Raw genomic sequence first — 19,766 nt, forward strand, 5'->3', positions numbered from 1 at the left:
TCCCGGCAGGAGTCCTTGCCCCACCGCCGTCGCACCGCGGGGGGCTGTCCGGCCGCAAGGCCACATCCGAAAGGTACACACCATGAGTCGTCATTACGAAATCGTGTTCCTGGTCCACCCGGATCAGAGCGAGCAGGTCCCGGCCATGATCGAGCGCTACAAGTCGCTGGTCGAGAACGGCAAGGGCACCATCCACCGTCTGGAAGACTGGGGCCGCCGCCAGCTGGCGTACCCGATCCAGAACCTGGTGAAGGCCCACTACGTCATGCTGAACATCGAAGTGGACCAGGCCGTGCTGAGCGAGCTGGTCGAGAGCTTCCGCTTCAACGACGCCGTGCTGCGCCACCTGGTGATCAAGCGCGACGGCGCCGACACCGAGCAGTCGCTGATCATGAAGAGCAAGGACGAGAAGGCCGACAAGCCCGAGCGCGGTGAGCGCCGTCGTCGCGACGACGAAGAGGGCGATGCGCCCGCCGCCGCCACCGAAACCGACGGCGACGCCGCCGAAGCCGCCTAAGGAGCACGCTCATGTCCAAGTTCTTCCGTCGTCGCAAGTTCTGCAAGTTCACCGCCGAGGGCGTCAAGGAGATCGACTACAAGGATCTCAACACCCTGCGCCAGTACCTCACCGAGAACGGCAAGATCGTGCCGAGCCGCGTGACCGGCACCAAGTCCAAGTACCAGCGTCAGCTGGCCACGGCGGTCAAGCGCGCGCGTTTCCTGGCGCTGATCCCGTACACGGACAACCACGACGTTTAATTCCGGGTTTCCCGGAGCGATACGGCCCGCACCCTCCGGTGCGGGCATTCAAGCGAAGTCTGGCGATTAGAAAAGTGCGGTGCCGTCGGGCGCAATCCCGACTCCCCAATCCCCAATCCCGGCTTCTCCTATTCGGACAGCACCCGTTGCGGCGGCCGCGTGCCGACGCTAACGAATAACGGAGCAAGACCATGCAACTGATTCTTCTGCAGAAAGTGACCAACCTGGGCGGCCTCGGCGACAAGGTCGACGTCAAGCCGGGCTATGGCCGCAACTACCTGGTGCCGCAGGGCAAGGCCGTGCCGGCCACCGCCGCCAACATCGCCGAGTTCGAAGCCAAGCGCGCCGAGTACGAAGCCAAGGCCAAGTCGATCCACGACGACGCCGAAGCCCGCGCCGCCAAGCTGGAAGGCGCCAGCGTGACCGTCAAGGCCAACGCCTCCACCGAAGGCAAGCTGTACGGCTCGGTCGGCCCGCGCGACATCGCCGAGGCCTTCACCGCCGCCGGCATGCCGCTGGAGAAGGGCGAAGTGGTGCTGGGCGAAGGCGCGTTCCGCAACATCGGCGAGTACGAGGTGCTGGTGCGCCTGCACGCCGACGTGGAAACCACGGTCAAGGTCGTGGTCGAAGCCGACGCCTGATCCCTGCGTCATCGCTGTACCGACACGGGCACCGCAAGGTGCCCGTGTCGTTTTTGCCGACCGGCGCCGCCCTCGGCGGGCCATGCGGCCCTGGCCGGGCGCGGCCGGCGCAAGACCCGCCGGCTGCGAGTGCGACCGCCGTCGCATCGCCGCCGCCCGGCGTAGGCCGCCCCAGCCTCGCGCGGGGGCCGCTATACTCAGCGTCTCGTGTCCGATGTCGGCCCGGCGGTGTAGCCGCATCAATGGGTTGGAAGCAGGACCTCACCTGGATCTTCATTAGCGGCAGCGCAGCTCGGAATGCCGGCGGCGTCTGCCATGGATTGCCCGCACCATGCGCCTGTCGACCATCAAGCTGTCCGGCTTCAAGTCCTTCGTCGATCCGACCACGCTGCACCTGCCGACCAACATGACCGGCATCGTCGGTCCGAACGGCTGTGGCAAGTCGAACATCATCGACGCGGTGCGCTGGGTGATGGGCGAAAGTTCGGCCAGCCGGCTGCGCGGCGATTCGCTGACGGACGTGATCTTCTCCGGGTCCTCGGCGCGCAAGCCGGTGTCGCAGGCCACGGTGGAACTGATCTTCGACAACACTGACCACACCATCGCCGGCGAGTACGCCTCGTTCAACGAGATCTCGGTCAAGCGCCAGGTCAGCCGCGACGGCAGCAGCAGCTACTACCTCAACGGCACCAAGTGCCGGCGCCGCGACATCACCGATCTGTTCCTGGGCACCGGCCTGGGCCCGCGCAGCTACTCGATCATCGAGCAGGGCATGATCAGCCAGATCATCGAGGCGCGTCCGGAGGACCTGCGCGTGTACCTGGAGGAGGCCGCCGGCATCTCCAAGTACAAGGAGCGGCGCAAGGAGACCGAGACCCGCATCCGCCACACCCGCGAGAACCTGGAGCGCCTGGGCGACCTGCGCGAGGAGATCGGCAAGCAGCTCGAGCACCTCAAGCGGCAGGCGCGCCAGGCCGAGCAGTACCAGGCGCTGCAGGAAGAGCGGCGGATCAAGGACGCGCAATGGAAGGCGCTGGAATACCGCGGCCTGGACGGACGCCTGCAGGGCCTGCGCGAGGCGCTGGGCCAGGAAGAGACGCGCCTGCAGCAACTGATCGCCGAACAGCGCGATGCCGAAGCGCGCATCGAGACCGGCCGCGTGCGCCGCGAGGAGGCCGCCGAGGCGCTCAGCACCGCGCAGGCCGAGGTCTACAAGGTCGGCAGCACCCTGGCCCGGATCGAGCAGCAGATCCAGCACCAGCGCGACCTGTCGCAGCGCCTGCACAAGGCGCGCGACGAGACGCAGACGGCGCTGGCCGAACTCGGCCAGCACATCGGCACCGACGAGGCCAAGCTGGCGCTGCTGCGCGAATCGGTGGACGTGGCCGGCCCGCAGCTGGAGCAGCTGCAGGAAGACAACGAATACAAGCAGGAAGCGCTGCGCGAGGCCGAGGCGCGCCTGGCCGACTGGCAGCAGCGCTGGGAATCGCACCAGCGCAACACCGCCGAAGCCTCGCGTGCCGGCGAAGTGGAGCGCACCCGCGTCGATTACCTGGACCGGCAGTCGCTGGAGGCCGAGCGCCGCCGCGAGGCGTTGCTGGCCGAGCGCGCCGGGCTGGACCTGGACGCGCTGGCCGAGGCGTTCGCGCAACTGGAACTGCAGCACGAGACCCAGCGCGCCGCGCTGGATGGGCTGACCGAGCAGGTCGAGGCGCGCAAGCAGGCGGTGGCGGCGCTGCAGGACCAGCAGCGCACCGCGCAGGCCGAACTGGCCGACGTGCGCAAGCAGGCGCAGGCCGCGCGCGGCCGGCTGTCGTCGCTGGAAACCCTGCAGCAGGCCGCACTCGGCCAGGAGCAGGGCGCGGCGGTGGCCTGGCTGCAGGCGCGCGGGCTGGATTCGGCGGCGCGCGTCGGCGAACGGCTCAACGTCGAGAGCGGCTGGGAGAACGCCGTCGAAGGCGCGCTCGGGCAGTTGATCGAAGGCGTGCTGGTGGAGGCGCCGGAACAACTGGTCGATGCGCTGGGCGAACTCGGCGAAGGCCGCATCGCCCTGGTCAGCGGCGAGGAGGCGGCCGAGACCTTCGCGCCGACCTCGCTGGCGGCCAAGGTGCAGGGGCCGATCGCGATCCGCCGGCTGTTGGCGCGGCTGCACGCGGCCGAGGATTTGAGTGCGGCGCGGGCGCTGCTGCCGCAGCTGGGCGAGGGCGATTCCATCGTCACCCGCGACGGCGCGCGCCTGGGCCAGGGCTGGCTGCGCGTGTCGCGGTCCGGCGCGGCCAAGCAGGGCGCGCTGCTGCGCGAGCGCGAGATCCAGAGCCTGCGCGGGCAGATCGAGACGCTGCAGGAGCGCGAGGCCGATCTCGAGCACCGCCTCGGCGAGATGCGCGCGCAGTTGCTGGCCGGCGAGCAGCAGCGCGAGGACGCGCAGCGCCAGCTGTACCAGGCGCACCGCAGCGCCTCCGAACTGGCCGGACAGTTGCAGAGCCAGCAGGGCAAGGTCGACGCCGCGCGCACCCGCATCGAACGCATCGAGCTGGAGGTCGCGCAGCTGCTGGAAACCCTGGACAGCAGCCGCGAGCAGGCGCGCGAGGCGCGTTCCAAGCTGGAGGACGCGGTCACCAGCATGGGCGACCTGGAATCGGTGCGGCACGCGCTGGAAAGCGAGCGCCGCCAGCTCACCGAGGCGCGCGACCTGGCCCGCGACGCCGCGCGGCGGGTGCGCGAGGCCTCGCACGCCCTGGCCCTGACCCTGGAGTCGCAGCGCACCCAGATCGCCTCGCTGAGCCAGGCGCTGGAGCGGATGGGCAACCAGCGCGGGCAACTGGACGCGCGCCTGGGCGAACTCAGCGCGCAGTTGAACGAGGGCGACTCGCCGGTGCTGGCGCTGGAGGCCGAACACCAGGCCGCGCTGAGCGAGCGCGTGCGCACCGACCGCGCGCTCGGCGAGGCGCGCGCCCTGCTGGACGGCATCGACAACGAACTGCGCGCGCTGGAGCAGACCCGCCAGCAGCGCGACGAACAAGCGCTGGCGCAGCGCGAACGCATCGCCCAGCGCCGGCTCGACCAGCAGGCGCTGGTGCTCAGCGCCGAGCAGCTGTCGGCGGCGGTGGTCAAGGCCGGCTTCGTGCTCGAGGACGCGATCAACGGCCTGCCCGAACACGCCGACCCCGCCGAGTGGGAGCAGGCGGTGCAGCAGATCGATGGACGCATGCGCCGGCTGGAACCGGTCAACCTGGCGGCGATCAGCGAGTACGGCGAGGCCGCGCAGCGCGCCGAGTACCTGGAAGCGCAGGACGTCGACCTGAACACCGCGCTGGAGACCCTGGAAGACGCCATCCGCAAGATCGACCGCGAGACCCGCGGCCGCTTCAAGGACACCTTCGACCGGGTCAACTCCGGCGTGCAGGCGCTGTATCCGCGCCTGTTCGGCGGCGGCCACGCCTACCTGGAGCTGACCGGCGAGGACCTGCTGGACACCGGCGTGGCGATCATGGCGCGGCCCCCGGGCAAGCGTGTGTCCAGCATCTCGCTGCTGTCCGGCGGCGAGAAGGCGATGACTGCGGTTGCCCTGGTGTTCGCGATCTTCCAGCTCAACCCGGCGCCGTTCTGCCTGCTCGACGAGGTGGACGCGCCGCTGGACGAGGCCAACGTCGGCCGCCTGGCGGCGATGGTCAAGGAAATGAGCGAGAAAGTGCAGTTCCTGTTCGTCAGCCACAACAAGGCGACGATGGAGGCGGCGCATCAGCTCAGCGGCGTCACCATGCGCGAGCCCGGCGTCAGCCGCCTGGTCAGCGTGGACCTCGAGGAGGCCGCGCGTTTGGCGGGCGCGGCCTGACGTGACATGCTAAAGGACGTGATGCGCGTCGAGGCTTGGTTCCCGCGTTGGCGGACCCGATGCGCACCCGCCAGTTATTTTCCCCCTGTGTACCCTTGCCGGAGTAACCCCTGAATGTCCGACATGGCAATGCTACGCATCGGCATCCTCGCCGCCGGCTTGCTGTTGATTGCGGCGATCTTCCTGTTCGGCCGCCCGAAGAAACCGAGCCAGGGCCGGCGCGTGGAGCCGGCCGATCCGGCCGCGCCGCGCCGCGAACCCTCGCTGGGCGACGCCGCCCCGGCCGCCGGCGACGACGCGCTGGCCGCGCCCGGCGCGGATGGCGAAGCGCACCAGCCCGATTTGGGCCTGCCTGCGGCGGAGGCGCCCGGCGCCGACCTCGGCAAGCGGCCGAGCCAGGATTTCGACAAGATCGTCTCGCTGTATGTCGCCGCCCGTGCCGGGCAGGTGTTGCGCGGCGAGGACATCGTGGTGGCCGCGGAGAAGACCGGCCTGACCTTCGGCCACATGAACGTGTTCCACCGCCTGGTGGAAGGGCATCCCGAGCGCGGCCCGATCTTCAGCATGGCCAGCATCATGAAGCCCGGCAGCTTCGACATGGCGCACATCCGCGAGATGGAGACCCCGGCGATCGCCTTCTTCCTGACCCTGCCGGCGCCGCTGACCGCGCTCGACGCCTGGGAGAAGATGCTGCCGACCGTGCAGCGCATGGGCGAACTGCTCGACGGCGTGGTCCTGGACGACAGCCGCAACGCCCTCGGACGCCAGCGCATCGCCCACATCCGCGACGACCTGCGCGCCTACGACCGCCAGCACCAGGCACCGCCATTGACGAAGGCGCCGCGCTGGTAGCTTGGTGCTGGGAATGGGGAAACGGGAATGGGGAATCGTAAAAGCGATTCCCTGGTGCTGATTGCCCCGCGCGCTGGTCCCTTCTCCCACCGGGACCATGGCCCCCTTCTTGGGGGAAGGTGCCCCGAAGGGGCGGAAGAGGGTACGGCCGCCGCCGATGCCAAAGCCCCTGGCTTTGACTGTTGCGAATTCCCAGTGCCTTCCCGAATCCCGACTCACCGCCAATCGAGCGTTGGCGCCGAGGCTAGCGAATCGCGAATTCGCAACGGCAATGCCAGGGCAAAACCAGCCACGCCTCAGCCGCACGACAACCCGCTTTTACGATTCCCCAGTCTCCATTCCCCATTCCCGGCCCCCAAGCTACTTGCGCGCCTTAACAAACGCCTCCCGAAACCGCAGCATCTCCGCTTCGCTGCCGACGGTGACGCGCACCAGCTTCGGCCAGATCGGCCAGCTGCGGCCGACGATCACACCTTGCTTTGCCATCGCCGCGGCGAAAGCGGCGCCGTCGCGCTTGACGTCGACCATGAAGCAGTTGGCCTGCGACGGCAGGCACTTGTAGCCCTTGCTCTGCAGCCAGGCGATGGTGGCGTCGCGGATGCGCGCGTTCTCGGCGCGGCGGGTCGGCACCAGTTGCAGGTCCTGCAGGCTGGCGATGCCGGCGGCCAGCGCAGGCACCGACACCGGATTCTGGCCGAACGCGGCCAGCCTGGTCTGCAGCCCCGGCGCGGCCACCGCCAGGCCCAGGCGCAGCCCGGCCATGCCGTACAGCTTGGAGAAGGTGCGCAGCACCAGCAGGTCCTGGCGCTGGCCGATCAGGTCGATCACCGACGGCTCGTCGCTGTAGTGCAGGTAGGCCTCGTCGACCAGCAGCACGCTGGACGCAGGCTTGTTGGCCAGCAGCCATTCGATGTCGGCGCGCTTGGTCACCGACCCGGTCGGGTTATTGGGATTGCACAGGTAGATCAGTCCGGCGTTCGGATCGGCGCTGGCCATGGCCTTGACGTCGTGGGCGCCGTCGGCGCGCAGCGGCACCCGCCGCACCGGTGCGCCATGCGCGGCAGCCACATCGGCCACCGCCTCGAAGGTCGGATCGGCCACCACCACGCCGGCGCGCGGCGTGGTGAAGGCGCGCGCGGCGCGGGCGAGCGGCTCGCTGGAACCGGGATACACCGCCACGTGGTCGGCCGGCAGGCGCTGCTGGCCGACGAAAGCGGCGATCAGCTCGTCCGACAGCTCGAACAGATAGCGGCCGCTGCGCGGCAGGATCGCCTGTGCCGCCGCCAGCGCCGCGGGCGAGGGACCCAGCGGGCATTCGTTGAAGTTCAGGTACACCGTGCCGGTTGCTGGCACTACGCCAGGTGTTGCCGCAGCAGTGTCGGCGGCCTTGCGCCGCGCCGCCTCGGCGACGGGCGCCAGGCCCACGGCGCCCAGCGCCAAACCGGAGGTAGCCAGGGACAGGAAGGAACGGCGCGAGACCGGTAGCGACACGTGGCTCTCCAGAGCGGGCGGGGGAGGTCACGTTAACGAGTTGTTAATGATGGGGCAAGGGAGTGAGGGGCCGGGATTCGGGATTCGGGATTTCGGGAGTGGCTTGAGGCTGGGATTAGGGATTGGGGATTAGGGATTGGCAAAAGCCGGGGTGGTGACGTCGACGGCGCTTCGCGCCCCGTACCCTCACCCCAACCCCTCTCCAGGTGGGAGAGGGGCTTTGGCCTCTCCCTTCTCCCCTCGGGACCATGGCCCCCTTCTTGGGGGAAGGTGCCCCGCAGGGGCGGATGAGGGTACGACCGCCGCCGAAGCGAGAAGTCCGAGCTTGGGCTCTTGCGAATCCCCACTCCCAACTCGCCAATCCCAGCCGTCAAGCCAATCCCCAATCCCGACTCCCCAATCCCCGCCTTCCAGCTACTATCGCCCCCTCTCCGTTACCCGCATTTCCGCTGCGCATGACCGCAATTCCCGATCCCCAGCAGCGTGCCGCCGAGTTGCGCCGGCGCATCGACGACGCCAATCACCGCTACTACGTGCTCGACGACAACGCCATTCCCGATGCCGAGTACGACGCGCTGATGCGCGAGTTGGAGGCCCTGGAAGCCGCGCACCCGGAGCTGGCCAGCGCGGATTCGCCGACGCGCAAGGTCGGCGCGCGCCCGGACGGCGGCTTTCCCGAAGTGCGCCACGCGATCCCGATGCTCTCGCTGGCCAATGCTTTCGAAACCCCGGGCGTGGCCGAGGACGCCGACGACCGCACACGCTTCGCCGAGGTCGCCGATTTCGAGCGCCGCATCGAGCGCGAACTCGAACTGGCCGCGCCGGTGTTCTCGGTGGAACCGAAGCTCGATGGCCTGGCGATCAGCCTGCGCTACGAGGATGGCGTGTTCGTGCAGGGCGCCACCCGCGGCGACGGCAGCACCGGCGAGGACGTCACCGCCAACCTGCGCCAGGTGCGTTCGGTGCCGTTGAAGCTGCGCGACCTCGGCGTGCCGCCGCCGGCGGTGCTGGAAGTGCGCGGCGAGATCTACATGCCGCGCGCCGCCTTCGCCGCGTGGAACGCGCAGGCGCTGGAGCGCAACGAAAAGCTGCTGGCCAACCCGCGCAACGGCGCCGCCGGCTCGCTGCGCCAGCTCGATCCGGCGGTGACCCGGCGCCGGCCGCTGGCGTTCTTCGCCTACTCGGTGGGCGAGGTCCGCGGCCTGGAACTGCCCGAAACCCATTCGCAGACCCTGCAACTGCTGCGCGACTACGGCTTCCCCGTCGCCCCGGAGGCGGATACCGCCACCGGCTTCGATGGCCTGATCGCGTATTTCCACCGCATCGGCGCCGCTCGCGACAGCTTGCCTTACGACATCGACGGCGTGGTCTACAAGCTCGACGATTACGACCAGCAGGAGGCGATGGGCTTCGTCTCGCGCGCGCCGCGCTGGGCGCTGGCGCACAAGTTCCCGGCGCAGGAACAATCCACCGTGCTGCGCGCGATCGAGGTGCAGATCGGCCGCACCGGTGCGGTCACCCCGGTGGCGCGGCTGGAGCCGGTGCAGGTCGCCGGGGTCACCGTCACCAACGCCACCTTGCACAATGCCGACCAGATCGCGCGGCTGGACGTGCGCGAAGGCGACACCGTGATCGTGCGCCGCGCCGGCGACGTGATCCCGGAAGTGGTGCGGGTGATCGAGGAACGGCGTCCGCCGGGCACCGCGCCGTGGACGATGCCGGCGACCTGCCCGGTGTGTGGCTCCGAGCTGGTCAAGGAAGAAGACGCGGTGGCCTGGCGTTGCAGCGGCGGCCTGGCCTGCGCCGCGCAGCGCAAGGAGGCGGTGCGGCACTTCGCCTCGCGCCGCGCCATGGACATCGAAGGCCTGGGCGAGCGCCAGGCCGATGCCCTGGTCGAGTTCGGCTTCGTGCAGTCGCTGGCCGACCTGTACGCCTTGAGCGTGGAGGACCTGGTACGGATGAAGGCCGCGCTGGACGCGGCCACCGCCGCCGACCTGCTGCAGGCGGTGGAGGACAGCAAGGGCGCGCTTGCGCTGGACGCGGCCGGCCGCGCCGCGTTGGAGGACGAGGCCGCCCAGTGGCGGCACGCCGACTTCCTGCGCGCGCACCTGACAGTGGACCTGGGCGGCAAGCTCGCGACCAAGTGGGCCGAGAATCTGGTCGCCGGCATCGACGCCAGCCGCGCCACCACGCTGCCGCGTTTCCTGTTCGCGCTGGGCATTCCGCACCTGGGCGAGACCACGGCCAAGGCGCTGGCCTACTGGCTGGGCTCGCTGGCGTTCGTGCGCAGCACCCCGGCGGTGCTGCTGCAGGCCTTGCCGGACATCGGCGGCGAGGTGGCGCGCTCGATCGCCACGTTCTTCGAGCAACCCGGCAACGCCGCGGTAGTCGATGCGCTGATCGCCGCCGGCATTCGCTTTTCCGACGAGGGCGCACCGCCGGCGGAATTGCGTGAGCGCCTGGATCTGGCGCATCTGCTGGGCACGCTGCCGGTGGACAAGCTCGGCGGCAAGAGCGCGCAGCGCCTGGCCGCCACCTACGGCACGTTGGACGCCTTGCTGCGCGCCAACGAAAGCGGCTGGACCGGGGCGGGGCTGTCCACGGCCGGCGCCGCCAACCTGGCTGCGTACCTGGCCGATCCGGCACAGAAGCAGGCGCTGTTGGACGCCGAGGCGGCGATGCAACGCCTGCTCGATGCCGCGCCGGCGCAGACGCAGCGTCGCGCCGGCCCGCTGGATGGGCAGACCGTGGTGCTGACCGGCACCCTGACCGCGCTGACCCGCGACGAGGCCAAGGCGCAACTGGAGGCGCTGGGCGCCAAGGTCGCCGGCAGCGTATCGAAGAAGACCGCGTTCGTGGTCGCCGGCGAGGCTGCCGGTTCCAAGCTCGACAAGGCGCAGGAGCTGGGCGTGGCGGTGTGGGACGAGGCGCAGTTGCTGGCGTTCCTGCAGTCGCAGGGGCAGGGCGCATGAGCGCGCTTGGCACCACGCAGGAGGAACTGCGCTGGCGCACCGCCAACGCGGCCGATGAGCCAGCCTTGCTGGCGATGCTGCAGGCGTTCTACGCCGAGGACGGCATCGCGTTCGACGCCGAGCGCGTGGCGCGCGGCCTGCAGGCGTTGCTGACCCAGCCGGCACTGGGCGAGGCGCTGCTGTGGCTGGCGCCGGACGGCGCGGTGGTGGGCTATGCGCTGATCACCGCTTGTTTCAGCGTCGAACTGGGCGGGCGCTATCTGCTGCTCGACGAGTTGTACCTGGGCCCGGCCGCACGCGGCCGCGGCTGGGGGCGGCGGGCGGTGGCGCTGGTCGAGGCGCGCGCCCGCGCGCTGGGCGTGGACGTGCTGCGGATGGAGGTCAATCACCACAACGCCGCCGCCAAGCGCCTGTACCTGGGCCTGGGCTACCGCGACGACGCGCGCGACCAACTGAGCCGCCGGCTCGACACGGCGCCGTGATGGACCTGCTGTCCGTCCTGCAATTGCGCGCCCGGCTCAACGCCGCCATCCGCGGCTTCTTTGCCGCGCGCGGCGTGCTGGAAGTGGAGACGCCGATGCTGTCGGCGGCCGGCAATACCGAGCCGAACATCGACAGCTTCCAGACCCGCTTCAGCGGCCATGTCGACGCCGGTCCGGCGCTGCGCTGGCTGCGCACCTCGCCCGAGTATCCGCTGAAGCGGCTGCTCGCCGCCGGCATCGGCGATTGCTACGAACTGGGGCGGGTGTTCCGCAACGGCGAGGCCGGCGGCCGCCACAATCCTGAGTTCACCATGCTCGAGTGGTACCGGGTCGGCTGGGATCACCGGCAATTGATCGAGGAAACCGTGGAGCTGGTGCGCACGGCGTTGGCCCTGGTCGGGCGCAGCGCCACGCTGCAGGTGCTCAGCTACCGCGAGCTGTTCCAGCAGGGGCTGGGCCTGGATCCATTCGCTGCGCCGTTGGAGGCGCTGCAGCAGCCGCTACGCGAGATCCGTATCGATGCCGACGGCCTGGGCCGCGACGACTGGCTGGACCTGCTGATGACCCATTGCCTGCAGCCGGCGTTCCCGGTCGACCGCCTCACCGTGGTCCACGACTGGCCGGCCAGCCAGTGCGCGCTGGCGCGCGTGCGCGAGGACGACCCGCCGGTGGCCGAGCGCTTCGAGCTGTACCTGGGCGGCTACGAACTGGCCAACGGCTACCACGAGCTCAACGATGCCGCCGAGCAGCGCCGGCGTTTTCTGCGCGACCACGCGCTGCGCCAGGCACGCGGCGCGGTGCTGCCGCCGCTGGACGAACGCCTGCTGCAGGCGCTGCCGGCGCTGCCCGATTGCGCCGGCGTGGCAGTGGGCGTGGACCGGCTGCTGATGGCGATGCGCGGCACCGCGCAGATCGGCGAGGTGCTCGCCTACGATTTCGCGCATGCCTGAACCGGCCGTCACGTGTTTTCGCGGCGCGTTGTTGCGTTGTCCACACCGATGATGGTTTGATCGGGCACGGCAAGCGCACGCTGCGCGCCAGCAGGTCTTCGTTGTTCAGGTTCTAGGCATAGGGGCAGAGCCAAGCATGAAGTGGGCGTACGGGCTCGGTGGCTGGTGTTGGCTGGGGTTGGCGGCAAGCGTGTGGCCGATGCCATCGCCGGCGCAGGACACCGATGCGTACGATGCCGCGGTGGTCCGCTGCGAGTCGCGCGACATGACCTGGGTGCACTGTCCGATGTCCACCGACCAGGGCGTGCAACTGGTGCGGCAACTCTCCGACAACGACTGCATCCGTGGCAGCGAGTGGGGTTCCGACGCCACCGGCGTGTGGGTGACCCTGGGCTGTCGCGCCGAATTCCGTCCCAATCCGGTGGAAGCGCCGCGCAGCGCGATGCGCCGCGTGTTGCGCTGCGAGTCCGATGGTCGCCTTGAGAGTTGCCCGGTGATGCTGCGCGGGGCGCCGGTGCGGCTGATGCGGCAGTTGTCGTCGGTGCCATGCCGCGAGGAGCGCAGCTGGGGCGTGCGCCGCAACGAGATCTGGGTCGCGCGCGGCTGCCGCGGCGAGTTCGAGATCGGCGCCGCCGACGGCTCCGGCTTCCCCGCCGGCCCGCGGCCGGTGCTGTGCGAATCCAAGGGCAAGGCGCGGCGCCGCTGCGGCGTCAGTGTGCAGGATCGTGTCGAACTGCGCCGGCAACTGTCCGGCGCGCCCTGCGTGCAGGACGACAGCTGGGGCTGGGACCGAGACGGCATCTGGGTCGACAAGGGCTGCCGCGCCGAGTTCGGCGTCAACTGAGCGCGCCGGCGCGGTGGCGCGCCGTCCTCAATCCGCAATCGCCGGCGTTTACAATGGCGCGATGAACGCCGCCCTCGATATCGATTACGCCCGCTACGACCATATCCGCCCGATCCTGTGGACCGGCGACGCGCTGGAGCTGCTGGACCAGCGCAAGCTGCCGTTCGCGGTCGAACACGTGCGCTGCACCGACAGCGACCAGGTCGCCGCGGCGATCCACGCCCTGGCCGTGCGCGGCGCGCCGGCGATCGGCATCGCTGCAGGCTGGGGCACGGTGCTGGCCGCGCGCGAGGTGCAGGCCGAGAACGGCGCCGAGGCGTTGCTGAAGCTGGAGCCGGCCTTGCAGCGGCTCAATGCCGCGCGCCCGACGGCGGTCAATCTGGCCTGGGCGCTGGCGCGCATGCGCACGGCACTGGGCGCGGCCGGCAGCGACTGGCGCTCGGTGCTGGAGCGCGAGGCGCAGGCGATCGCCGAAGAGGATCTGGCCGCCAACCGGCATATGGGCGCGCTCGGTGCCGGCCTGATCGTGCCGGGCAGCGGCGTGCTGACCCATTGCAACACCGGCTCGCTGGCCACCGCCGGCTTCGGTACCGCGCTGGGCGTGATCCGCGCCGGCGTCGCCCAGCAGCGCATCGCCAAGGTGTTCGCCGGCGAGACCCGGCCGTGGCTGCAGGGCGCGCGGCTGACCGTGTGGGAACTGCAGCAGGACGGCATCGACGCCACCCTGATCGCCGATTCGGCTGCCTCGCACCTGATGAAGACCGGCGCGGTGCAGTGGGTGATCGTCGGCGCCGACCGCATCTGCGCCAATGGCGACACCGCCAACAAGATCGGCACCTACCAGCTGGCGATCGCCGCGCGCCACCATGGCGTCAAATTCATGGTGGTGGCGCCGTCGTCCACCGTGGACATGGACACTGCCGACGGCGCGCAGATCGAGATCGAGCAACGCGATCCGGGCGAGTTGTTCGGCGTCGGCGGCACGCGCACCGTGGCCGACGGCATCGCCGCCTGGAACCCGGTGTTCGACGTGACCCCGGCGGACCTGATCGATGCCATCGTCACCGAGCGCGGGGTGATCGAGCAGCCGGACCCGGCGCGCATGCGCGCCGCCTTCGGCGGCTGAGTTCCAGGGGAGCGCCGCCGCGCCCGGCAGAGGCGGCCGATGGCGCGCAAGTGCTTGTTCGCGCCGGCAAAAACCGGGCAATCGGGCGCCCGTCATGATAGAATCCGGCGGTTCGATCGACCGCCGTGCGCCCTAGGCGTGCGGCCGCGGCGGGCCCGCCTGTCGCGGGCCGGCGTGGTGGTCGATCCGCCACCAGACTTACGGAACCCGAATGGCAGAATCCGCCAAGGAAATCATCCAGGTCAACCTGGAAGACGAGATGCGCAAGAGCTACCTCGATTACGCCATGAGCGTGATCGTGGGGCGTGCCCTCCCGGATGCGCGCGACGGCCTCAAGCCGGTGCATCGCCGCGTGTTGTTCGCGATGAACGAGTTGGGCGCGCACAGCAACAAGCCCTACTACAAGTCGGCGCGTATCGTCGGCGACGTCATCGGTAAGTACCACCCGCACGGCGACCAGTCGGTGTACGACACCCTGGTGCGCATGGCGCAGCCGTTCTCGCTGCGTTACCTGATGGTGGACGGGCAGGGTAACTTCGGTTCGGTCGACGGCGATTCCGCGGCGGCGATGCGTTACACCGAGGCGCGCATGTCGCGGCTCGCGCACGAGATGATGGCCGACATCGACAAGGAAACCGTCGATTTCCAGCCCAACTACGACGAGAAGGAACAGGAACCGTCGGTGATGCCGACGCGCTTCCCGAGCCTGCTGGTCAACGGCTCGGCCGGCATCGCGGTGGGCATGGCCACCAACATCCCGCCGCACAACCTGACCGAGTCGATCAACGCCTGCCTGGCGCTGATCGACAATCCGCAGATCGACGTCGACGGGTTGATGGAGCACATCCCCGGCCCGGATTTCCCGACTGCCGGCATCATCAACGGCACCACCGGCATCGTCGCCGGCTATCGCACCGGCCGCGGCCGCGTGCGCATGCGCGCCAAGGCCGAGATCGAGATCCAGGACAACGGCCGCGAAGCGATCGTGGTCACCGAGATCCCGTACCAGGTCAACAAGGCGCGGCTGATCGAGAAGATCGCCGAGCTGGTCAAGGAAAAGAAGCTCGAAGGCATCAGCGAGCTGCGCGACGAGTCCGACAAGGACGGCATGCGCATCTACATCGAGGTCAAGCGCGGCGAAGCCGCCGACGTGGTGCTGAACAACCTGTACCAGCAGACCCAGATGGAGTCGGTGTTCGGCATCAACATGGTGGCGCTGGTCGATGGCCGCCCGCAGCTGATGAACCTCAAGCAGATGCTGGAGGCCTTCGTCCGCCATCGCCGCGAAGTGGTCACCCGCCGCACCATCTTCGAACTGCGCAAGGCGCGCGCCCGCGCGCACATCCTCGAAGGCCTGACCGTCGCGCTCGCCAACATCGACGAGATGATCGAGCTGATCAAGACCTCGGCGAACCCGAACGAAGCGCGCGAGCGCATGCTGGCCAAGACCTGGCAACCGGGCCTGGTCGGCGCGCTGCTCAACGCGGCCGGCGCCGAGGCCTCGCGCCCGGAAGACCTGCCCAGCGGCGTCGGCCTGGTCGGCGGCGGCTACCAGCTGACCGAGGTGCAGGCCACGCAGATCCTGGAAATGCGCCTGCACCGCCTGACCGGCCTGGAACAGGAGCGCCTGACCGAGGAATACAAGCAGCTGCTGGACGCCATCGCCGGGCTGATCCGCATCCTGGAAAACCCGGACGTGCTGCTGCAGGTGATCCGCGAGGAACTGGTCAACATCCGCGAGGAATACGGCGACGCACGCCGTACCGAGATCCGCCACAGCGAAGAGGATCTGGACATCCTCGACCTGATCGCGCCGGAAGACGTGGTGGTGACCCTGTCGCACGCCGGCTACGCCAAGCGCCAGCCGGTCAGCGCCTACCGCGCGCAGCGCCGCGGCGGCCGCGGCCGCAGCGCGGCGGCGACCAAGGAAGAGGATTTCATCGACCAGCTGTGGCTGGTCAACACCCACGACACCCTGCTGACCTTCACCAGCAGCGGCAAGGTGTTCTGGCTGCCCGTGCACCAGTTGCCCGAGGCAGGGCCGAACGCGCGCGGCCGCCCGATCGTCAACTGGATTCCGCTGGAGAACGGCGAGCGCGTGCAGGCGGTGCTGCCGGTGCGCGAGTACGCCGAAGGCCGCTACGTGTTCTTCGCCACCCGCAACGGCATGGTCAAGAAGACCCCGCTGAGCGAGTTCGCGTTCCAGCGCAAGATCGGCAAGATCGCGATCAACCTCGACGAGGGCGATGCCCTGGTCGGCGTCGCGCTCACCGACGGCGAGCGCGACGTGCTGCTGTTCGCCTCCAACGGCAAGACCGTGCGCTTCTCCGAACGGCCCAAGGACGACGAGGCCGATGATGCGGCCATCGACGAGGCCGCTGCCGACGACGGCGTCGTGGCCGACGACGAGGCCGCGGGCGAGGAGGGCGACGACGCCCGTGGCGTGCGGCGCAAGAGCCGCGGCGGGGTCAAGCCGACCGGACGCAGCAGCCGCGGCGTGCGCGGCATCCGCCTGGCCAAGAGCGAGTACGTGGTCAGCCTGATCGTGGCCGAGCCGGCCGTGGGCCAGGACGAGGACGCCGACGACGTCGACGCCGCAGCGGACGCCGAGGTCGAGGCCGAGGCGCGCAACGGCGACGAGGCCGATGCCTACATCCTCACCGCGACCGAGAACGGCTACGGCAAGCGCACCCCGCTGGGCGAGTATCCGCGCAAGGGCCGCGGCACCCAGGGCGTCATCGGCATCCAGACCAGCGAGCGCAACGGCAAGCTGGTCGGTGCGGTGCTGCTGAGCACCCGCGACGAAGTGCTGCTGATCTCCGACGGCGGCACCCTGGTGCGGACCCGCGCCTCGGAAATCTCCCGCGTCGGCCGCAACACCCAGGGCGTGACCCTGATCCGCCTGTCCAAGGGCGAGAAGCTGCAGGCGGTGGAACGCCTGGACGGCTCGCTGGTCGAGGAGGACGTGCTGCCGGGCGAGGACGGCGTCGCCGAAGGCGCTGGCGAGGCTGCACCGCCGCAGGCGTGATCCGCTCCTGAGCGAACGACGACGCCGGCCTCGTGCCGGCGTCGTCGTTTTCGGAATGACCATTGACGATGCGGGCGACCTGCTGCGAGCGTATACACGCGGCGCCAAGGCAGCCATTTGTACGACCGCTACGCCATACCGACTGCACATATCGTCGGGTCGTCGTCGCTCTTGACGACACAGGCCGCGTGATGCCCAGGTCGATGCTGGATCACGAGGACGGCAAGGTTGCGTGTCAGCGTGTGTCAGCAGGAAACGCACGGCATTCACCGGCTGCCTGGGATAAGGACGCGCGGCGCGCGTGCGCCGCTGCCTCGGCGGATGTTCCGCGTGGCCGTGTCCTGCGAGGAGTGGCAATGAACGAATTCGAACGAACGCAGCGTCGTGGCGGCTGGCCGCTGCGCCTGCTCGGCGGCGCCTGCGCGCTGATCGGCGCAGTGCTGGCGATTGGCGGCGCCTGGCTGCTGGCGCTGGGCGGCTCCTGGTACTACCTGGTCGCCGGCCTCGGCCTGACGATCTCCGGCGTGCAACTGTGGCGCGCGCGGCGCAATGGTGCGCTGTGGTTTGCGGCGACCTTCCTGCTGTCGCTGCTGTGGGCGGCGTGGGAATCGGGCACCGATTACTGGCGCTGGGTGCCGCGCATGGGCCTGATGGTGTTCCTGGCGCTGCTGCTGGCGTTGCTGCTGCCGCGGACCGGCCGTTCTCGCGCACGCTGTCGCGCACGCTCGCCGCGGTGCTGGCGCTGGTGTTCGTCGGCGCGTTCGCGCTGGCATTCCTGCCGTACGGCGTGACCGAGGCCGACGGCACGCTGGCGCATGCGGCGGGCATGGCCGCGGCGCTGGCAAGCCCGCGCACCGGCGCGCAGCCGGCCGACGCGCCCGCCGATGCCGACTGGGCCGCCTACGGTCGCGACAATGCCGGCAGCCGCTACACGCCGCTGCGGCAGATCGCTCCGGACAACGTGGCGCAGTTGCGTACCGCCTGGACCTTCCGCACCGGCGACCTGCCGGACAAGCGCTGGGGCGCGGAAACCACGCCCCTGAAGATCGGCGACAGCCTGTACCTGTGCAGCGCACGCAACCAGCTGATCGCGCTGGATGCGCGCAGCGGCCGCGAGCGCTGGCGCTACGATCCCAAGGTGGCGGACAAGGCAATCCCGTATACCGCCGCCTGCCGCGGCGTAAGCTATTACGCGGTGCCCGACGCTCAGGCTACGGCGTCGGCGGCCTGCCGCCAGCGCATCATCGAAGGCACCCTGGACGGACGCCTGGTCGCGGTCGATGCGGCCGACGGCAAGCCCTGCGAGGACTTCGGCCAGCATGGCCAGGTCGACATCACCGTCGGCATGGGCTCCACGCCGCCGGGCTACGTCTCGATCAATTCGCCGCCGACCATCGTGCGCGGGGTCGTCGTCACCGGCCACCAGGTGCTGGACGGACAGAAGCGCTATGAACCGTCGGGCGTGATCCAGGGCTTCGACGCGGTGACCGGTGCGCTCCGCTGGGCCTGGGACATGACCCATCCGGACTGGACCGGCGCGCCGCCGCCGGGGCAGACCTGGACCCGTGGTACGCCCAACATGTGGACCAGCGCAGCCGGCGACGAGCAACTCGGCTACGTGTACCTGCCGATGGGCAATTCCTCGGCCGACTACTGGAGCAGTTCGCGCACTCCGCAGGAAGACCGCTATGCGACCTCGCTGGTCGCGCTGGACGTCACCACCGGCAAGCCGGTGTGGAATTTCCAGACCACCCACATCGACGTGTGGGACTACGACCTGGGTTCGCAACCGACGTTGCTGGATTTCCCGCACGACGGCACCACCGTGCCGGCGGTGCTGCTGCCGAGCAAGCAGGGCGAGCTGTACGTGCTCGACCGGCGCACCGGCAAGCCGCTGGTCGGGGTCGAGGAACGCGCGGTGCCGGGTGGCGGTGTGGAGCCGCAGCGCCGCGCCAAGACCCAGCCGTTCTCGCTGTACCACTCGCTGCGCAAGCGCGACCTGACTGAGCGCGACATGTGGGGCATGACCCCGATCGACCAACTGGTGTGCCGCATCCAGTTCCGCAGTGCCAGCTACAAGGGCATCTACACGCCGCCGGAAGCCGACCGCCATTCGATCGAGTACCCCGGCTACAACGGCGGCTCGGACTGGGGCAGCGTGGCGGTGGATCCGCAGCGTGGGGTGATCGTCGCCAACTACAACGACATGCCCAACTACAACCGGCTGGTGCCGCGGGCCAAGGCCGACAAGCTGGGCTGGGCGCCGCGCGACCAGGTGCGCGGCGACAGCGGCGGCGCAGAGGGCGCCGGCGATCCGCAGGCCGGCACGCCGTACGCGATCAACGTCAACGCCGGCTGGCGCCTGCCGTTCACCGGGCTGCTGTGCAAGCAGCCGCCGTACGGCGGCATCCGTGCGATCGACCTGGCCAGTGGCAAGACTCTGTGGGACCGTCCGTTCGGCAGCGCGCGCGGCAATGGCCCGTTCGGCATCCACTCCGGCTTGCCGATCGAGATCGGCACGCCCAACAACGGCGGCGCCGTGGTCAGCGCCAGCGGGCTGATCTTCATCGCTGCGGCGACCGACGACCTGATCCGCGCGATCGACCTGGCCAGCGGCAAGACCCTGTGGCAGGCCAAGCTGCCGGCCGGTGGCCAGGCCACGCCGATGGTGTACGCGGTCGACGGGCGCGAGTACCTGATCATCGTCGCCGCCGGCCATCACTTCATGGAGACCAAGCGCGGCGACTACGTGATCGCCTATGCGCTACCGCCGGCAGGCTGATGCG

At 69.8% G+C, this 19,766-nt stretch carries 12 protein-coding genes and 1 pseudogene; 12 read left to right on the top strand and 1 reads right to left on the bottom strand.

Translation table 11 applies throughout. From position 1 onward, the window contains the following. Positions 1-82: 82 nt before the first annotated feature. The 5 genes from rpsF to zipA all read left to right on the top strand — a co-directional run bounded on the left by rpsF (position 83) and on the right by zipA (position 6,087). Entirely contained in the window at positions 83-517 is a 435-nt protein-coding gene (gene rpsF / locus SLW55_RS09880; protein WP_010342529.1) for a 30S ribosomal protein S6, read from the top strand. 11 nt (positions 518-528) lie between these two features. After that, the gene (gene rpsR, locus SLW55_RS09885; protein ID WP_002804494.1) at positions 529-759 is read left to right on the top strand and encodes a 30S ribosomal protein S18; all 231 of its coding nucleotides are present in this window, start codon (positions 529-531) and stop codon (positions 757-759) included. Positions 760-950: 191 nt separating this feature from the next. Then, on the top strand, positions 951-1,400 hold the full coding sequence (gene rplI / locus SLW55_RS09890) for a 50S ribosomal protein L9 (RefSeq protein WP_010342531.1): 450 nt from the start codon (positions 951-953) through the stop codon (positions 1,398-1,400). 331 nt (positions 1,401-1,731) lie between these two features. Then, positions 1,732-5,235: a chromosome segregation protein SMC gene (gene smc / locus SLW55_RS09895; protein WP_320745020.1), complete on the top strand. Its 3,504-nt coding sequence runs from the start codon at positions 1,732-1,734 to the stop codon at positions 5,233-5,235. Between the two features lie 114 nt (positions 5,236-5,349). Then, on the top strand, positions 5,350-6,087 hold the full coding sequence (zipA, locus tag SLW55_RS09900; RefSeq protein WP_148828584.1) for a cell division protein ZipA: 738 nt from the start codon (positions 5,350-5,352) through the stop codon (positions 6,085-6,087). A gap of 360 nt (positions 6,088-6,447) precedes the next feature. On the opposite strand, the gene SLW55_RS09905 is transcribed toward zipA, so the two are convergent. Next, positions 6,448-7,578 carry a pyridoxal phosphate-dependent aminotransferase gene (locus SLW55_RS09905; protein ID WP_320745021.1) on the bottom strand — a complete coding sequence of 377 codons (1,131 nt, stop codon included), beginning with the start codon at positions 7,576-7,578 and terminating at the stop codon, positions 6,448-6,450. A 455-nt stretch (positions 7,579-8,033) separates the two neighbouring features. Between SLW55_RS09905 and ligA the strand changes: the two genes are divergently transcribed. The 7 genes and pseudogenes from ligA to SLW55_RS09940 all read left to right on the top strand — a co-directional run bounded on the left by ligA (position 8,034) and on the right by SLW55_RS09940 (position 19,762). Beyond that, positions 8,034-10,550, top strand: a complete 2,517-nt coding sequence (ligA, locus tag SLW55_RS09910; protein ID WP_320745022.1) for an NAD-dependent DNA ligase LigA — start codon at positions 8,034-8,036, stop codon at positions 10,548-10,550. Next, the gene (locus SLW55_RS09915) at positions 10,547-11,032 is read left to right on the top strand and encodes a GNAT family N-acetyltransferase (RefSeq protein WP_320745023.1); all 486 of its coding nucleotides are present in this window, start codon (positions 10,547-10,549) and stop codon (positions 11,030-11,032) included. Before ligA ends, SLW55_RS09915 begins: the two co-directional genes overlap by 4 nt. Further along, positions 11,032-11,982 carry an EF-P lysine aminoacylase EpmA gene (epmA, locus tag SLW55_RS09920; RefSeq protein WP_295941061.1) on the top strand — a complete coding sequence of 317 codons (951 nt, stop codon included), beginning with the start codon at positions 11,032-11,034 and terminating at the stop codon, positions 11,980-11,982. The genes SLW55_RS09915 and epmA overlap by 1 nt, the downstream gene beginning before the upstream one ends. Before the next feature lie 199 nt (positions 11,983-12,181). After that, positions 12,182-12,826 (top strand): DUF3011 domain-containing protein, encoded by a 645-nt coding sequence (locus SLW55_RS09925; RefSeq protein WP_295941135.1) that lies wholly within the window; start codon positions 12,182-12,184, stop codon positions 12,824-12,826. Positions 12,827-12,887: 61 nt separating this feature from the next. Beyond that, on the top strand, positions 12,888-13,952 hold the full coding sequence (mtnA, locus tag SLW55_RS09930; protein WP_267124146.1) for an S-methyl-5-thioribose-1-phosphate isomerase: 1,065 nt from the start codon (positions 12,888-12,890) through the stop codon (positions 13,950-13,952). 211 nt (positions 13,953-14,163) lie between these two features. Then, positions 14,164-16,980, top strand: a complete 2,817-nt coding sequence (gene gyrA / locus SLW55_RS09935) for a DNA gyrase subunit A (protein WP_295970001.1) — start codon at positions 14,164-14,166, stop codon at positions 16,978-16,980. 356 nt (positions 16,981-17,336) lie between these two features. Continuing rightward, positions 17,337-19,762, top strand: a pseudogene (locus tag SLW55_RS09940) (membrane-bound PQQ-dependent dehydrogenase, glucose/quinate/shikimate family). Positions 19,763-19,766 lie beyond the last annotated feature (4 nt).

This window comes from Xanthomonas sp. LF06-19 (assembly GCF_034105425.1).
GTDB lineage: Bacteria > Pseudomonadota > Gammaproteobacteria > Xanthomonadales > Xanthomonadaceae > Xanthomonas_A > Xanthomonas_A sontii.